11 protein-coding genes and 1 tRNA gene are annotated in these 12,962 nt (G+C 72.7%); 4 read left to right on the top strand and 8 right to left on the bottom strand.

Annotation, left to right across the window (positions count from 1 at the left end; all coding sequences use genetic code 11):
• Window positions 1-43: 43 nt before the first annotated feature.
• Window positions 44-799 carry an ABC transporter permease gene (locus tag C1701_RS16185; protein WP_103056156.1) on the top strand — a complete coding sequence of 252 codons (756 nt, stop codon included), beginning with the start codon at window positions 44-46 and terminating at the stop codon, window positions 797-799.
• A gap of 115 nt (window positions 800-914) precedes the next feature.
• Here C1701_RS16185 and C1701_RS16180 read toward each other — a convergent pair.
• The 7 genes from C1701_RS16180 to C1701_RS16150 form a co-directional block, all read right to left on the bottom strand.
• Window positions 915-990 (bottom strand) — tRNA-His (locus C1701_RS16180).
• 138 nt (window positions 991-1,128) lie between these two features.
• The gene (gene orn / locus C1701_RS16175) at window positions 1,129-1,776 is read right to left on the bottom strand and encodes an oligoribonuclease (protein WP_026419070.1); all 648 of its coding nucleotides are present in this window, start codon (window positions 1,774-1,776) and stop codon (window positions 1,129-1,131) included.
• A gap of 10 nt (window positions 1,777-1,786) precedes the next feature.
• Complete coding sequence (locus C1701_RS16170; RefSeq protein WP_337661735.1) at window positions 1,787-3,610, bottom strand: PH domain-containing protein; 1,824 nt, start codon at window positions 3,608-3,610, stop codon at window positions 1,787-1,789.
• The gene (locus tag C1701_RS16165; protein WP_030105197.1) at window positions 3,607-4,131 is read right to left on the bottom strand and encodes a PH domain-containing protein; all 525 of its coding nucleotides are present in this window, start codon (window positions 4,129-4,131) and stop codon (window positions 3,607-3,609) included. The genes C1701_RS16170 and C1701_RS16165 overlap by 4 nt, the downstream gene beginning before the upstream one ends.
• Before the next feature lie 193 nt (window positions 4,132-4,324).
• Complete coding sequence (locus C1701_RS16160; RefSeq protein ID WP_051713373.1) at window positions 4,325-6,094, bottom strand: AMP-binding protein; 1,770 nt, start codon at window positions 6,092-6,094, stop codon at window positions 4,325-4,327.
• Between the two features lie 138 nt (window positions 6,095-6,232).
• On the bottom strand, window positions 6,233-6,436 hold the full coding sequence (locus C1701_RS16155; protein ID WP_030105195.1) for a hypothetical protein: 204 nt from the start codon (window positions 6,434-6,436) through the stop codon (window positions 6,233-6,235).
• A gap of 537 nt (window positions 6,437-6,973) precedes the next feature.
• A complete protein-coding gene (locus C1701_RS16150; RefSeq protein WP_103056155.1) occupies window positions 6,974-7,489 on the bottom strand; it encodes a GNAT family N-acetyltransferase in 516 nt (171 codons plus the stop codon).
• A 192-nt stretch (window positions 7,490-7,681) separates the two neighbouring features.
• Here C1701_RS16150 and C1701_RS16145 point away from each other — a divergent pair, with 192 nt between their 5' ends.
• Entirely contained in the window at window positions 7,682-8,815 is a 1,134-nt protein-coding gene (locus tag C1701_RS16145; protein WP_156038394.1) for a hypothetical protein, read from the top strand.
• Between the two features lie 408 nt (window positions 8,816-9,223).
• On the opposite strand, the gene C1701_RS16135 is transcribed toward C1701_RS16145, so the two are convergent.
• On the bottom strand, window positions 9,224-10,717 hold the full coding sequence (locus C1701_RS16135; RefSeq protein WP_372493021.1) for an LVIVD repeat-containing protein: 1,494 nt from the start codon (window positions 10,715-10,717) through the stop codon (window positions 9,224-9,226).
• 467 nt (window positions 10,718-11,184) lie between these two features.
• Here C1701_RS16135 and C1701_RS16130 point away from each other — a divergent pair, with 467 nt between their 5' ends.
• The gene (locus C1701_RS16130) at window positions 11,185-11,865 is read left to right on the top strand and encodes a DUF305 domain-containing protein (RefSeq protein ID WP_155886147.1); all 681 of its coding nucleotides are present in this window, start codon (window positions 11,185-11,187) and stop codon (window positions 11,863-11,865) included.
• Between the two features lie 168 nt (window positions 11,866-12,033).
• Window positions 12,034-12,789 carry a S1 family peptidase gene (locus tag C1701_RS16125; RefSeq protein WP_026419066.1) on the top strand — a complete coding sequence of 252 codons (756 nt, stop codon included), beginning with the start codon at window positions 12,034-12,036 and terminating at the stop codon, window positions 12,787-12,789.
• The last annotated feature ends 173 nt before the right edge of the window (window positions 12,790-12,962 follow it).

Below are 12,962 nucleotides of genomic sequence, written 5' to 3'. Positions count from 1 at the left end.
CCGCCCCCACCAACCACGTCGTACCGACAGGAGTACGGACACCGTGAACCGCGTCAGCCACACCGGGATCGTCTTCGTGCGGGAGATGCGCCCGGGACTCCGGAACCCGCTCGGGCTCGTCTTCCAGATGGCCGAGCCCCTCGTCTTCCTCGTGCTCTTCGGACCGCTGCTCGCGGTCATGCCCTCCGTCGGCGACGGATCCACCTGGCAGTGGTTCGTGCCGGGCATCGTGGTCATGCTCAGCCTCTTCGGCGCCAGCGGCGCCGGGTACCTCATGCTCACCGAGGCCAGCGCCGGCACCCTGGAACGGCTCCTGGCCACCCCGTTGCGCCGGACGGCCATCCTGGCCGGGCGCACCGGGAAGGAGGTGGCGACCCTGCTGGTGCAGGCGCTGCTGATCGTCCTGGCCACGCTGCCCGTCGGCTTCGACCCGCACCCGCTCGGAGCGCTGGTCGGCCTGCTCCTGCTCGCCGTGTTCGGGGTCGGGCTCGGGTCGCTCTCGATCAGCCTCGCCTTGGCCATGCGGGACCAGCCGTCCACCTTCTACGGAATCCAGCAGGGGCTGCTCTTCCCCCTGCTCCTGCTGTCGGGTGTCCTGCTCCCCATGGACTTCGCTCCCGACTGGTTGCACACCGCGTCCCGGTTCAACCCGCTGACCTACCTGGTCGAGGCGGAGCGGGCGCTGTTCGCCGGTGACCTGGCACATCCCTCGGTGCTGTGGGCGGCGTTGACGGCGGTGGCGGTGGCCGTCGTCGGCCTGGCCGTCGGCGCGCGCACGATGCGGCGCGCCTCCTGCTGATCGCCGTCTCCGGCGATTCCCGCTGACGGCGCGGCACCGGGCCCCTCCGCGGCGCGTCCGACACGCGGAAGGCCGGGTCGACACTCCGAGGAGTACCGGCCCGGCCTTCCGTGACTGGGGAGGATGACGGGATTTGAACCCGCGACAACTGGGACCACAACCCAGTGCTCTACCTACTGAGCTACACCCTCCATGCCGCCGTGGTCTCGGCGCACCGCGCGGATGCCCTCCGACCACCGTGGTGCCGACAGCTTAGCGTGCGGCGCGAACGGACCGCGCGGTGGGGCCGGTGTCCGGGTTTCCCGAAGCCCGGAGCCGGTTTCGCCGGATCAGGCGGTACCGCCGCGGCGCGCCAGTTCGGTGCCGCCGACCCCGCCTTCCCCGCTCAGGATCTCCTGGGCGATGACCTGGAGTTCGTCCGTGGTCGGGCCGGGTTGGGGAACGAACGCGGACCGCCGGTAGTAACGCAGCTCCTTGATCGACTCCAGGACGTCGGCCAGGGCCCGGTGGGCCAACCCCTTCTCCGGCTGGGCGTAGTAGACGCGCGGGTACCACCGCCGGCAGAGTTCCTTGATGGAGGAGACGTCCACCATCCGGTAGTGCAGGTGCGCGTCCAGTTCCGGCATGTCCCTGGCGATGAAACCCCGGTCGGTGGCGATCGAGTTGCCGGCCAGCGGCGCCGTGCGCGGATCGGGCACGTACTCGCGCACGTAGTCCAGGACCAACCGCTCGGCCTCGGCGATCGTGACGGTCGACCGCCGCACCTCCTCGGTCAGCCCGGATCGGGAGTGCATGTCCCGCACCACCTCGGGCATCGACTCCAACGCGGCGTCGTCGGCGTGGATGACCACGTCGACCCCGTCGCCCAACACAGTGAGTTCCGAATCGGTGACGAGAGCGGCGATCTCGATGAGCGCGTCGGAGCGCAGGTCGAGACCGGTCATCTCGCAGTCGATCCATACCAGCCGGCCGTTCACCGTGGCGATTCTAGTTCCGCCTCCCGTCCCGTTCGCTCAGGTCGTCGGCGTGGTGCTCGACCGGCGGCCGTGGCCCCTCGGTCAGGAACGGGGTGAGCAACCCCGGGACGGCCGCCTCCGCCACCGCCAGTCCCCGCGCCACGTCGACGTCCTGGATCTCGTAGTGACCCGCGCCGGCCGCGGTCGTGGCGACGACCGTGGCCAGTCCCGCCCGCCGCTGGAACAGGGACCTGCGGACCTTCCAGCCGATGATGCCGTCCGTCCGCAACGCGAAGGTGCGCCGCACCAGCGAACCGCGTCGACCGACCAGGTACCGGTCCGCCAGCTGGTTGCCCAGGTTGCGGTAGCGGTCCACGCCCAGCAGCACCGCCAACGGCAGCGCCACCAACCCCAGGTACCCGGCCCACACCGGGACCGGGCCTTCCACCACGGCCCACGCCAGGCCCCCGAGGAGGCCCAGGGTGGGCACGACCGTTCGCACGAGCCGTCGACGGCGCGCCGCCGAGGGGTGCCGGGCCAGCCCGGTCAGGGTGGGGGCGGGACGTGTCCTGGTGACGAGTTCGGCGACGCGGTGCGCCTCGGTGACGGGAGCCGGCGGCAGCAGCAGGTCGCGGTCGCCGCTGAGCGCACCGAAGCCCGTGACGATCGCGTCCGCGCTGCCCCCCTTCGCGGAGCGCAGGAGCAGCGGTTCGACGACCTCGACCCCTCGGAGCCGTTTCTCCTCGATCGAGACCGAGCGGGTGGTGAGCAACCCCCGCCGCACCCGCAGCGTCCCGTCGTGTTCCCGGCTGAGCTCGTACTTCCAGTAGCGCACCACGTAGACGACCAGGGCGCCGCCGACCATGACGACGAGGAACGACAGCGCCGCGACGGCCACCAGCACGGGGGCCGGCAGCGCGGTCACCCACTCCTGGATGCCGGCGAGCACGGAGGAGTCGGTGATCTCGACGTTCAACCCCTCCAACGCCTGGTAGGAGGTGCCGAACAGCACACCGAACGCCGCCAGCCCGGCCAGCGTCAGCGGCGCGAAGCGCAGCCAGGACCGCCGGAGCCGGGAGAGCTGGTCGGGTGGAGGTACGGGCTCCCCGTCCTCGTGCGGGGTCGCCCCAGCCGGCGAGGTCTCCCCGACCTCGTCCCCGTCGGGAGGTGCCCCCTCGGCCGCCCCCTTCGTGGCAGCCGCCTCCCCACCGGCCCGGGCGCGCTGGAGCAGGAGGACGCGGAGCTGTTCGGCCTCGGCGGCGGTCACCGCGTTCAGGGACAGCTCGTCGGGGCTCGTGGCGCTGTGGCCGGTGCCGACGGTCACCACGACCAACCGGAACACCCGGTGCAGCAGCGGGGAGGTCAGGTCGACGGTGCGGATGCGATCCCTGGGCACCGACAGGTGTTTGCGGAAGACCCACCCCGTGTGGAGCAGGACCTGGTCCTCGGTGATCCGGTAGCGGGTGGTCAGCCAGCGGATCAGACCGTTCACCCCGAGGATCACGATCACCACACCCGCGATGCGCAGCTGCCACCCGTTGTCCCCACCGACGAACAGCGCGACGACCAGCAGCCAGAGCAGGCCCGCCGCCTCCCCGAGCGGTCGTGCCGCGATGATCCGGGGGTCCAGCCGTCGCCATTCGTCCACGTCCGGATCGGACAGTTCGGGCGGAGGGGGCGCGTCCGGCCCGAACGGGGACTGGTCGACGTCCCCGTCCTTCGGCGGGGAGATCGCGTCCTCCTGCTGGGACGGGCCCACCCCCGCCGGGCCGAGGTGGGGGCCGGTCGGTCCCTGCGGGCTCGGCTGGTCCGGCGTGGGACCCCCGCCCGGAGCGGTGCCCTCGGGTCCGGTCACGTCGCGTCCCCCGGGACGGCCTGGGTCGTCGCCGTCAGCTCCTCGACCAGCGTCGCGGCCAGCTGGTGCTCGAGTCCCTCGATGTGCAGGGGGCCGGCGGCCGAGGCGGTGGTCACCGTGACGGTGGACAGGCCGAGCAGCTGTTGCAGCGGCCCTCGTTTCGCGTCCACGGTCTGGATGCGCGAGGCCGGCGCGACGCGCCACTCCTGCGTCAACCAGCCCGTCTGCGTGTAGACGGCGTCGGCCGCCACCTCCCAGCGGTGGACCCGGTAGCGCCAGCTGGGCATGATCGCCACGTGCAGGACCCCGACGGTGACGCAGGCCCACAACGCCCACATCGCCCCGATGGGGGCGTCGTCGGTGAACAGCAGCAGGCCGGCCTGGGGCAGGGTGACCACCAGCCAGCCGATCAGGGCCTGGAGGGACCACCAGAGGATCGCCCTGGGAGCCACGCGGTGTTCGGGCGCGCGCAGCCGGAGGTCTGCCGGTCCTCCGCCGGAGGAGGGGTCGATCGAAGTCACCCGCCTACCCTGCCTGACCGGGGTGTGCTTGTCGAAGACGGCGGGTACCGGGCGATCCCGGGCGGGTCCTCCTCCGGTCTTCCGGTGCCGCGGCCTACCCCCGGTGAGAGGCCGCGTTCCTCGCTCGCCTGGCGCGGGGCGGTGGTCACCACGTCCGCCCGCCGGCGCGGGAGGCGGGGCCCGGGACGCGGGTTCAGTCCCGTTCGCGGCCCCGGACGAACAGCCGGCCGCTCACGTCGACGTGCCCCAGGTCGCCGGTGAACACCAGTTCCGGGAACGGTGGTTCCCCACCGACGTCCTCCCGGTGCCGGCCGTGGCTGGCGTGGGTGCCGACGTGGATCCGCCCCTCGCGACCGGCGGGCAGCGGGTTCCCGTCCTCGTCGAGGATCGCGATGCGGATACCCCGCGGCGGCCTGCCGACCGTGCCGGGCGCGGCGGACAGGTCGGTGGGCGTCGCGATGCTGACCCAGGACACGTCCGTGGAGCCGTAGAGGTTGTAGAGGAGGGGGCCGAACTCGCGCTGGAAGTCCGCCGCCAGGTCGGCGGGCAGGGGAGCACCGGTGCTGACCACGGCCCGCAGGCTGCCGAGGTCGTGTTCGAGACGCTCGGCGGGCGGCAGGTCGAGCAGGCCCCTGAGCAGGTCCGGCTGGACGAACATCGAGGTGCACCGGTGCTGCGCCGCCTCGCGCAGGGCCTGCCCGGGGGAGAAATCACGTCGGAGCACCAGCGTCGCCCCGAGCACCGCGCACAGGTGCAGTGCTGACAGACCACGGGTGTGGGCCAGGGGGGCCGCCATCAGCGTGCGTTCGCCCTCGCGGAGCGGGACGCGGGTGAAGACCGTGGCGGCCGGGGTGACCCGGGGCGGGTCCTGCCACGGCACGGCGCGGGCGACTCCGCCGGTGCCCGAGGTGAGGACGATCGTCGTGCCCTCCGCCGCCTTGCGGCCGAGTGGGGTGGCGGGGAAGTCCGCGATCAGCTGTTCGACCGTCAGAGCCCGGGTCGGGGCGTCCACCCACGCGGTGATCCGCTGGCAGTTCCTCGGGGCTCGCACCAGGAGCGGCCGGTACTCCGCGTCGGCCACCACGGTCCGTGCGCGCTGTTCGCGGAGCAACCCGCTGACCTGGTCCGCGTTCAACCGGGGGCTGAGCAGGACGGTCCTGACCCCCAGCTTGCTGCACGCGATCAACAGTTCGACGAGCAGGCGGTGGTTCCCGCAGAGCAACGCGACCGCGTCGGTCTCCCCCAACCCCCGGTCGGCCAGGGCGTTGGCGAGCCGGGTGGTGCGCTCGCTCAGCTCGGCGAAGCTGACCGCGCCGTGTTCGTCGATCAGCGCCGCCCGGTCGGGGTGGCGGACCGCCGCCGCCGTGTAGCCGAGTGGGAGGGACGTGCCCCAGCGCCACCACGCGCCGGCGAGGCGGACCATGCGGTCGGGTCGGTCGGGGCGCAGCACACCGTTGTTGACCAGGACGCGCAGGTCGCGCCACCGCTCCACCAGGTGGTGCCCCCGCCGGGAGGCCCGTGCGTCGTGCCCGGCCGGCCAGCCCTCGGCCGCGTGGGACAGCCGCACCAGCGCCCGGGTCGCCCAGCGCCGCAGGACGGGGGCGCCGGCGCTGTCCAGGAGTCGCCGGACTGGCCCGCTGACCAGCGTCTCCACCCCGAAACGCACCTCGGTCCCGCCGCCGTGCAGCGGGCGGAGCCGGAACTCCAACCGTCGGATGTCGCCGGGTCCCTGGGAGAGCACGATGCGACGGGCGGCGTCCCGGACCTCCACCGTCAGGTGGGTGGCGGGTCGACCAGCCGTGCCACGTCGGGACAGCTGGTAGCGGTCACCGGGAGCGTGCTGTTCGTGCCCGACGGGCTGCAGCCGGGTGACCTCGGGGAGGAAGCTGGGGTAGGTCGTCGGCTCGCCGAGCCAGGACCACAGGCGGTCCGGTGACTGCGCGAACGTCCGGCGAACCTCCACCCGTGTCAACGGCGCCTCCCTCCTGTGTCGTCCCCGACCCGCCGGGCGGCCGGTCGTCGTGCGCCGCTGGTCCGGGCCGACGCCGGAGCGTTCGGAGGCGGGCGCGGCGCGGTCACCTCCCGGCAGCGGGGTACCCGCTCACTCCTCGGGGGATACCGAGGCGGCGACCACCGCGTCCCGCAGGGCGGCGCGCAACCGTCCCACCTCCAGCGGGCTCAGCACCGCGGTCTCCCCTGGGGGCGCTGTCAGCACCACCTGTCCCTGGTCGACGAAGACGACCACGTCCCGTCGCCGCCCCGCGACGTCCCGGCAGTTGACGGACCACTCGTTGCGCACTACCACTCCCCCCACTCCTCCGCCGGTGACCGGCGGTCTCCTGCACTCGGTGCTCGCGGTGGTGAGACGCCACCGCCGCCGGGGTCATGACGCCCGTCGTGGCCGCTTTCCGAGTGTTTCTCGCCCCCAGGCGAGGAGATCGACACCCACCGCGCCGGTGACGACGCTCAGATCACCCAAACTGGTGGAGCGTTCAATCACATCGGGATACTAGCCGCGATCGTGGCCAGGGGGACGCGATCGGCCCGTGACAGGGGCGAACGCCGTGCTGGCACACCCCTGACGACCGGCGCCACCATCCGCCCGGGTGATCGCGGCGCGCGGTCGGGTGGATCTGGGGGACAGACCGGCTCGACGGCCCGAGGACCGCCACCAGCCGCCGCCCGACCACCCCGCGCGCGTCCTCGGGCAGCGGTGGGGGAGCACCGCTCGCCGCTGGGGAGTCCGAGTCCGCCGATCTCGGCCGGGTCCGTGGTCGGGGTGAGCGGTGGACGGTCACCGAACGAGGGAGCAGCCCCGCGTCCGGGCGGAGCGGACGTCCGCTCAGCTCCCCGACCCCCCGGGCACCGGGTCCGCCCACGCGATCATCACGATGCGGGGCGCCACCGCGATGCCCGCGCCCCGCTCCTTCTCCCAACGCGCGCGGAGCTCCGGTCCCCAGTCGGACCGGGGCAGTTCCACGAACCCGCGCCGCCGGTACCAGGGAGCGTTCCAGGGAACATCGCGGAAGGTGGTCAGGGTGACGGCGGGTGAGCCCCGGCGGCCGGCCCGGGCCAGCACCTCGGCCAGCAGCGCCCCACCGATACCCCGGCCGCCGAAGGCGGGGTGCACCGCGAGCTGGTCCAGGTGCGTCCTGCCGTCGAGCTCGTCCATCGCGGCGAAACCGACGGGTGGCTCTCCCGCCACCAGCACCTCGCCGGCGGAGCGCAGCGCGTGTTCGGGGTCGTCCGGTGGCAGGACCAGTCCCACGTCCTCGAACAGCCGGTCCGCCGCCCTGCTGACCTCGCCGAGGACGGGGAGGTCCTCGGCGCGCGACACGCGGATCGGTGGTGGGTGCATCGTGCTCCTCTGGTCGCGGGGTTGGGACGACGGCCGAGGCCGATCCTGCCGCGCGCCCCCGGCCTCCCACAACGCGGTTCCGGCCCCGCCGCCCGAGGAACAGGGGCACGGGGAAGCGGGGGTCGACGGCACCGGGACCCGCTCGTCGCCGAGCGCTGGAACGGGCTCGCGGGGAGCTGAGAGACTGGGGTGGTGCCCGACGTCACCGCCACCCTGCGCCGCGCCGCCGAACTGAGCGGTTCCGGCAAACACCGCGAGGCGGTTCGCCTGCTGTCCGACCTGGTGTCCGAGCACCCGGGGAACGCGGCGGTGCTCTGCCAGCTCGCGGGCGAGCAGCTGCACGTCGGTGCCCCGACGCAGGCACTCGCCCTGGCCCGCCGCGCGATGATCGTCCTGCCCGGCCACCACTCCCCGCACCTGCTGGCGGCGCTGGCCCACACCGACCTCGGGGAACACGACGACGCGGTCGCCGCCGCCCGCACGGCGGTGGCGGAGGCACCACGGGTCTGGCAGTGCCACTCCGGACTGGCCGAGGCGCTGACGGCCCAGGGCGGGGAGGGCGCCCTGCGGGACGCCGAGGACAGCGCGGCGCGTGCCGTCGAACTCGCTCCGGAGGAGGGCCGGCCGTACGAGGTGTTGGGCGACGCCGCCCTGCTGCGCCACGACTGGGGCCGCGCCGAGTGGGCCTACCGGACGGCGTTGCGGCTCCGCCCGAAGTCGGCGGTGGCGGAACGGGGCCTGCGCGTGGTCCGCAAGGAGCGCGACGCCCGGGCCAGGGCGGAGCGGCGGTCGGCGCGCGGCGGTGGGCCCGTCGCTCGCCGCTGGCGGAGGAACGGCGGGTCGGGCGAGCCCGAGGTGGGCGGGACAGGGACGCCGGACGAGGGCCGGGACGAGGAACGGATCGAACGGGACACCCGCCGGCAGGAGCTCGGCCGGGGTGTCGAGGCGGTCCTGTGGCCGCTGTTCCGGAAGATGTGGCTCGTCCAGGCCGGCGGGGCGCTCCTCCTGCTGCTGACCTCGATGCCCGACTCGACGCGCATCCATGGACTCGCCGGGCTGCTGGTGGCGATCGCCGTCGTCCTCCTGCCCGCCCACGGACTGCGCCGCGTGCCCCCAGCCCGCCGAGGCGAGGTGATCGGCGCGTTGCGGGGGAGGGCGCTCCTCCTGGTCTGCGGTGCGGTGCTCGGTGCGGGGACGGTGCTCCTGGCCGGGTGGTCCCTGCTGGTTCTCGTCTCGCCGGGAACCGTGCAACCGCTGTCGATCGTCGTCCTCGTCTCGGCGGCCGCCGGCCTGCTCGGCCTCGCGCGGAACGCGGCTCGGCGCTGAGCCCCGCCCGGTCAACCCTGGTCCAGGGGTGGGTGGGGCGAACCGGGTGCGTCAGGCGCACGTCCCGCCAGGCCTCGACGTCCTCGGGGCGCGGGAACACCGGTCCTGTCCGCCTGGTGCCTCGTCGCGCCGAGGAGGCCCGCGCGTCTGCCGGAGCAGTCGGCCCCCGCCGGTCCCCAGCGGCGAGGTGGTCGCCGCCGGGTGGGTGGGGGCAGGGGTTCCGCTGGCGGCTGAGGGGCCCGAGGTCGGCCCGCCCGGACTGGGGCGGGTGGCGCTGGTCCCGCCGCGGTGGGCCGGTCCGGTCGGATCACCCGCGTCACCCGGGCAGGGCCGGACGAGGAACGGGCCCGGCGTGTGCCGGGCCCGTTCGCGTGGGGGGCAGCCGGAACGGCCGCTGGTCCGGTGGTGTCAGTTGCCCGGCACGACCAGGCCGTTCGGCCAGTCGTACACGTACTGGGTCTGCGGGTTGAACTCGTCGAAGGTGACGCGCTTCGCGGTGTTCGTCCTCGGGTCGTCGAGTTCGACGACGTCGAGGCCCCGCTGCATCCCGTTGGAGTAGATGTAGCCGTTGTAGTAGTAGGCGGACCACGAGCCGCCGCCCTGGAGCCGGTCCGGGTTCAACGGTCCTCGGTCGAAGTAGGCGATCTCCCTCGGCCGGGCGGAGTTGGTGAAGTCGAAGACGGAGATGCCGCCCTGGTACCAGGCCTGCACCATGAAGTCGCCGTGCTTCGTCGGGATCAGCGACCCGTTGTGGGCGACGCAGTTCTCGGTGTCCTCCTGGTGGCGGGGGATCTTGTAGTAGCTGCGGAACTCGAGCTTGGGCTCGCCGCCCCGGTCGACCACGTCGTAGATGCCGTTCGCTCCGCGCGTCGGTCCGACCTCCTCGTTGCAGGTCGCCGCGCCGCCTCCGCCGAGCTCGTCGGTGAAGACCACCTTCGTGCCGGCGTTGTTGAAGGTGGCGGAGTGCCAGAAGGCGAAGTTCACGTCGTCGCGGACCCGTTCGATGACGACCGGGTTCACCGGGTCGGCGATGTCGATGAGGATGCCGTCACCCATGCAGGCGCCGGCCGCGAGATCCCTGGCCGGGAACACGGTGATGTCGTGGCACCCGGTGGTCCTCCGCTGGCCGGCGGGCGGGCCGGGGTTGCCGGTGTCCCCGGGGAAGAGCACCGGCTCGGCGATCAGCGCCGTGGCCGCCGGGTCGTCCAACGGCACCTCGACGATGGAGATCTTGTTGTGCGGCGGCTGGCACTGGGGGAAGTTCGCCGACGGCGCGTACGAGGAGATGTACAGGTAGGCGACCTCACCGCCCTTGTCCGGTACGAGGGTGTGGGTGTGGGAGCCGCAGTCGGTGCGGACGTCGGCGACGTAGCGGGGGCTGGTCACGTCGCTGATGTCGAAGACCCTGATCCCCTCCCACCCGTTCGGGTCGGCCGCGGTCGTCGACTCGGAGTCGCAGGTGTTGTTGGTGCGCGGGTAGTCCACCGACAGGAAGAGCAGGTCCCCGTGCACGGTGATGTCACCCTGCCCGCCGGGGCACCACACCTGGGAGACGATCTGGGGGTCCTCGGGGTCGGCGATGTCGTAGACGACGAAACCGTTGTAGTTGCCGAAGAACGCGTAGTCGTCCCGGAAACCGATGTCGCTGCCGACGCTGTCGGTGTTGTCGAACGGCGCCTGCTTGGGCAGGTGGGCGACGTGGCGGATGTTGTCGCTGTGGAAGACCTCCTCGTCCACCGACTGCGGGAGGACGCCCTCGGTGGCGAACGGGTCCGCCTCGAGCGGGTCCGCGGACTGCGCGTACGCCGGGACGGCCAGCGTCGCGGCGGCCGCGAGACCGGCGGCCGCGACCAGAGCCGCCCGGGCTCTGCGCGCACGGGAATGGAAAGCCTGCCTCACAATGATCTCCCCTCGGGAATGCGCCCCCCCGGTGGCACGTCGAACCACCTAGCAGTATGTGGAGGACCGTCGGGGCGAATGTATCCGCCGAAAGAGTGATGATTTCACGTGGATCTCATGCGGGCGGCAACGCTGGGTGAGGAGGGAAATCAGTGCTGGTGAGCGCGGTGCTGTGGGGTAGTGCCATGTCATCGTCCCGTTGTCCCGCGATTCTCCCAGGCCGTGGACGGGATTCCGTGACGGGAATGTGAATGATGTGTTTCACCCGTCCGGCGGTGGTTTGGGAGGAGGAATGGTCGAGGGCGCGGCGAATCGGAGGAGGGCGTGATTCCGGCCTAGGAATCGACGGTGACCGCGCCTAGGCTGGCTCCCGAGTCGCATCGCGTTCGGTGCGCGCGCCGGCGGTTCCACCGTGGACCTGGACGGGTCCGCGTACCGCCCGGTCGGTGACGAGATGACGGGAGAGTCGGGTGCGGGTGCGGGGAGTGGGCGGACCGGGGGCGTCGGGCATGGGACGGCTGGCCGTCCTGGTCGTCGGGGCGGTACTCCTCGCGGGATGCACCGGATCCGGTGTGGACGAGCACACGGGTACCGAGGCGCCGCCGCTGGTCGCCCCGGGCGGGCCGGGTGACGAACCACGCCGGGTCGCCCCCGACGGTCCGCTCAGCGCCGGACAACCCGAGGCCAACGAGCACGACCTCACCTTCGTCGACATGATGGTTCCCCACCACGAGCAGGCGCTGGAGATGGCGGCGCTCGCCCCCAGCCGGGCAGCGGACCCCCGCATCGTCTCGCTCGCGGGGCGGATCGAGGGGTCCCAGGGGCCGGAGATCGGGGCGATGCTGGGGTGGCGCGACGGGATCGTCGACGCGACCGGGCATGCCCACCACGAGGACCACCACGGGGGCCACGACCACGCCGACATGCCGGGGATGGCCACCCCGGAGGAACTCACGGCGCTGGCCGCCGCCGAGGGATCGGACTTCGACCGGCTGTTCCTCCGTCTCATGATCGCCCATCACGAGGGGGCGCTGGAGATGACCGACGAGGTCCTCTCGCGCGGGTCGGACGTCGCCCTCCAGGCGATGGCGGCGGACATGATGGTGGGGCAGACGGCCGAGATCGACACGATGCGCGAACTCCTCGGCTGATCTCGCTCGGTGACGACCCGCTGCTCCAACCGGGTGGCGAGGTGGACATCGCCGGACAAGGTCCAGGTTAATCCTTTTCGTCCTCACTCGATCGTGTGAAACTCACCGCGAGGTTGGATTCCTCGTTCCCTGCCCAAGGCGGGCTGGTCGCCCGCCCAAGCCGAGGAGTTGAGTTTGCGCCCACTACGAGTTGTCGCCGCCGCGGCCTGTCTCGCGATCAGTGGTCTGGTCGCCCCCCTGGCGGGTGCCGCTACCGCCGAACCGGCCGAACTGGACACGGCCAACCAGCCGATGATCATCGACGGGAACTTCGCCGAGGAGACCCGCGGCGCGGCCCGGTTGTTCCGCAACGGCGCCGAGGTGTGCTCGGCCACCGTCATCGCCCCTGAATGGGTTCTCACCGCCGAGCACTGCGTCGCCAGCAGCGGCAACAGCGTCCGGTACGGCGACCTGGACCAGCACGCCGGCACCCTGGTGGACCAGGCTCCCAACGGCGTCATCACCCACCCCAGCGCCGACCTGGCGCTGATCAGGCTGGCGAACGAGGTCGACACCGAGTTCACGCCCCTCGCCCCGAGCCAGCAGGTCGCGGTCGGCGATACGGTCCAGACCTACGGGTGGGGCGCCACCTGCATCCCCGCGCCCGGCCAGGGCGAGGCCAGCTGCCAGTCCCAGTACCTCAAGTACGCCAACGTCGAGGTCACCGGGGTCGACGGCACCTGCCGCGGTGACTACCGGGGCGGCCTGGGTGTGTGCGGTTCCCGCATTGACGGCATCCCCGCCGGTGGTGATTCCGGCGGCCCGATGTTCGCCGAGTCCGGGTACCAGATCGGTGTCGCCTCCACCAGCGACCGCCGCAGCGTCACCGTGTACACCCACATCACCCCGTACCGGGACTGGATCACCCAGCACACCGGTGTCTGAGCGGTGACACGCCCCGCCGTGCGTCCTCCTGAGGAGGGCCGGGTGTGAGCCGTCGGCGCCCCGGGTCGTACCCACCGGCCCGGGGCGCCGCGCCGTACCGGGGCTCGGCCCGCCGAGCACGCAGTGGTCGGCGGGCCACGGGTACCCCGCGCACTGCGACGACCTCGACAAGA

The organism is Actinoalloteichus sp. AHMU CJ021, from assembly GCF_002895405.1.
GTDB lineage: Bacteria > Actinomycetota > Actinomycetes > Mycobacteriales > Pseudonocardiaceae > Actinoalloteichus_B > Actinoalloteichus_B caeruleus.
The sequence above is the reverse complement of the archived record's forward strand: the minus strand, read 5'-3'. Positions and strand labels throughout refer to the sequence as shown.